Source organism: Bacillus fungorum (genome assembly GCF_002746455.1).
In the GTDB taxonomy this organism is placed as follows: Bacteria; Bacillota; Bacilli; order Bacillales; family Bacillaceae_G; genus Bacillus_A; species Bacillus_A fungorum.
Window position 1 is genome coordinate 1 of record NZ_NWUW01000091.1, and the last position, 2,773, is coordinate 2,773.

Here is a 2,773-nt window from a genome sequence, read left to right on the forward strand (position 1 = left end):
AGCAAGTACCTGGTGCGAAAGTAGCTATTCTCCGTACCAATACAGTTACTCCACCAAAACGTAGTGAATGGTTAAAAGAGCAAGTAAATAGCGGTGTGAATGTTATCATTTGTTCGCAAGAATTGGTGAAAGTTGGATTGGACTGTGCGACAAGAAGTTGCTAACAGATAGTGCTTCATAAGAAGTCATCTTAGTCGTTAGAGATGTTCCCGCCCAAAACTGCTTTTCGAGCAATCGAATTGTTGGGTTGCATGAGGGTTAAATGCTTAATGGAGGGCTTTACACAGAAGCCCAACAGAGCTAGGGAAAGATTGAGAAGGTATAAGCGAAGCTGAACCTTTGTAGACTCCGTCACCGACAGCAGACGTACTGTGGTAGAAAAAGTCTGTAGAAGCGGATAGGAAAAGTTCTACGGTCGAGGGACTGTGCGACGACCCATAGATCCGCCGGAGGAAAGAAGGATGCCTAACTCAATCGTATCTATCGTTAGTGAAACTTGGTAAGCCCTATGTATTCCTCTCATTCGAGGTAGGAGAATCGTAAGAGACTTACAACATACAGAGGGTAAAGGATTGTGGAAAAAGCGAATGCCAACAGAACGAAAGTTCAGACGAAAACTCATTTGTATAAGTCGTTGGATAGGGCAATACCCGAACTGAAAGGTTGCTGACTTCCACATGGTCTTCAACACGAAAGAAAGCGAAAAGAATAATCCTATAAAGAGGGAGATATGTTATGAAAACTAACGAGAGTGTTAAGTCGGCTGTTTCCCCACTAGTGGAGAATTGGCACTCAATTAATTGGGTGAAAATTCAACGCTATGTTAGGAAACTTCAACAACGAATCTATCGTGCCGAACAATTAAACCAAACAAGGAAAGTAAGAAAACTTCAAAGATTACTTTTAAGAAGCAAGGCTAATCTACTTCTAAGTATTAGACGAGTCACTCAAGAGAATAAAGGTAAAAAGACAGCAGGGATAGACGGTTATATCTCTAACACGCCTCAAGAAAGAGTTGATTTATTCAACAAATTAAGCAGATATAGTGTTAGAAATATCAAGGTTAAACCAGCTAGAAGAACCTATATTCCTAAGAAGAACGGTAAACTTCGTCCACTAGGTATTCCAGTTATAGTTGACAGAGTATATCAAAATGTATTCAAAAACGCATTAGAGCCACAATGGGAAGCAAAATTTGAAATGACCTCTTATGGATTCAGACCTAAACGCAGTACGCATGATGCAATGAGTGATTTATTCACTAAATTAAGCAAAGGTAGTGCTAAGGGATGGATTTTTGAGGGGGATTTTGAAGGTTGCTTTGACAATTTGAATCATGATTACATTATGGGTTGTATTAATAACTTCCCTAATAAATCAATAATTCGAGACTGGCTCGAAAGTGGATATGTAGACAATGATGTATTCAATGAGACAACAAAAGGAACGCCACAAGGTGGAATTATCTCACCATTGTTAGCAAACGTGGCACTACATGGGATGGAGAAAGAAATCGGTGTTAGATACATCCATACAACACGACAAGGAGATACATTGTACTCAAATTCAGTCGGTGTTGTTAGATACGCTGATGACTTTGTAATTGTCTGTCCTACAGAAGAAGAAGCATATGGCATGTACGATAAGTTAGAACCATACCTGAACAAACGTGGATTAAATCTTGCGAAAGACAAAACAAGAGTAGTACACATTAGTAAAGGGTTTGACTTCTTAGGATTTAATTTCAGACAATATCCAACAAAAGACGGAATGCGCTTGTTCATTAAGCCTTCCAAAGATAGTGTCAAACGAGCTAAACAAAAGATCAAAGAAATATTCGAGTGGGGTAAAGGTAGAGAAACGTCAGTCCTAATTGATAGATTAAATCGTGTCGTTAGAGGAATAACGAACTATTGGTCTCCTACGGTTGCCAAGAAGATTTTCAGAGATATAGATAGTTATATTCTGAAAAGAACGCTAATTTACTTGAAACATAGGCATCATCGTAAATCAATTAAATGGATTAGAAAGACATATTTCAAACCCGACCATACTGGTGTGAGCAAGGACAAATGGATTCTTACGTGTCCACATGATAATACAAAACAACTCATGAAAATGAGTTGGGTAAAAATCGAAAGACATATTAAAATCAAACAATATAACAGTCCATTTGACGCTTCACTAAAAGAGTATTTCGAGCGACGAGATAAAAAAGAGTTCGATAAGGAGAACACTTTAGCGAAACAAAAACTTGCTAAAAAGTCTAAATACAAATGTAGGGTCTGCCATGAATCGCTTGTTGGAGACGAACCATTAGAAGCAAATCATATAATACCGAAAATTATAGGTGGTCGTGACACTTATGAGAACCTTGAGTTACTTCATAAGTCTTGTCATAAAACACATCATGCATTATTAGAGAGATATGGTAACGGTAAGCAATTACCAAAAGTTCAGTCTTACCTTAAAAGAAATAATGTGGATGTAAACAGTAAACAAGCGGTCAAATATATGATGGATGCATTTAAGAAGTTTGCATACTAATTGTCTTCGGATGAAAGAGGGCTTGAGCCGGATGTGCTGAAAGGTACAAGTCCGGTTCTTAGGGGGGAAAGAGATGGTAACATCTTTGACCTACCCGACTGTTGGCGACACCAACGTTAATTTTCTACCAACTATCATTTAGCTTATTTACGTTAAACCAAGCCGCAAGAAGACACTGGCGTATTGGACAAACAAAGCAATGTAGAACCTTCTATCTGGGCTACCA

1 protein-coding gene is annotated in these 2,773 nt (G+C 38.4%); it reads left to right on the top strand.

What is annotated here, in order from left to right; all coding sequences use genetic code 11:
* Positions 1-735: 735 nt before the first annotated feature.
* Positions 736-2,547 carry a group II intron reverse transcriptase/maturase gene (gene ltrA, locus CO726_RS30625; protein ID WP_099686795.1) on the top strand — a complete coding sequence of 604 codons (1,812 nt, stop codon included), beginning with the start codon at positions 736-738 and terminating at the stop codon, positions 2,545-2,547.
* The last annotated feature ends 226 nt before the right edge of the window (positions 2,548-2,773 follow it).

Coding starts and splice junctions, on each gene's coding strand:
- ltrA (WP_099686795.1), top strand. CDS start 736: ATGAAAACTAACGAGAGTGTTAAGTCGGCTGTTTCCCCACTAGTGGAG.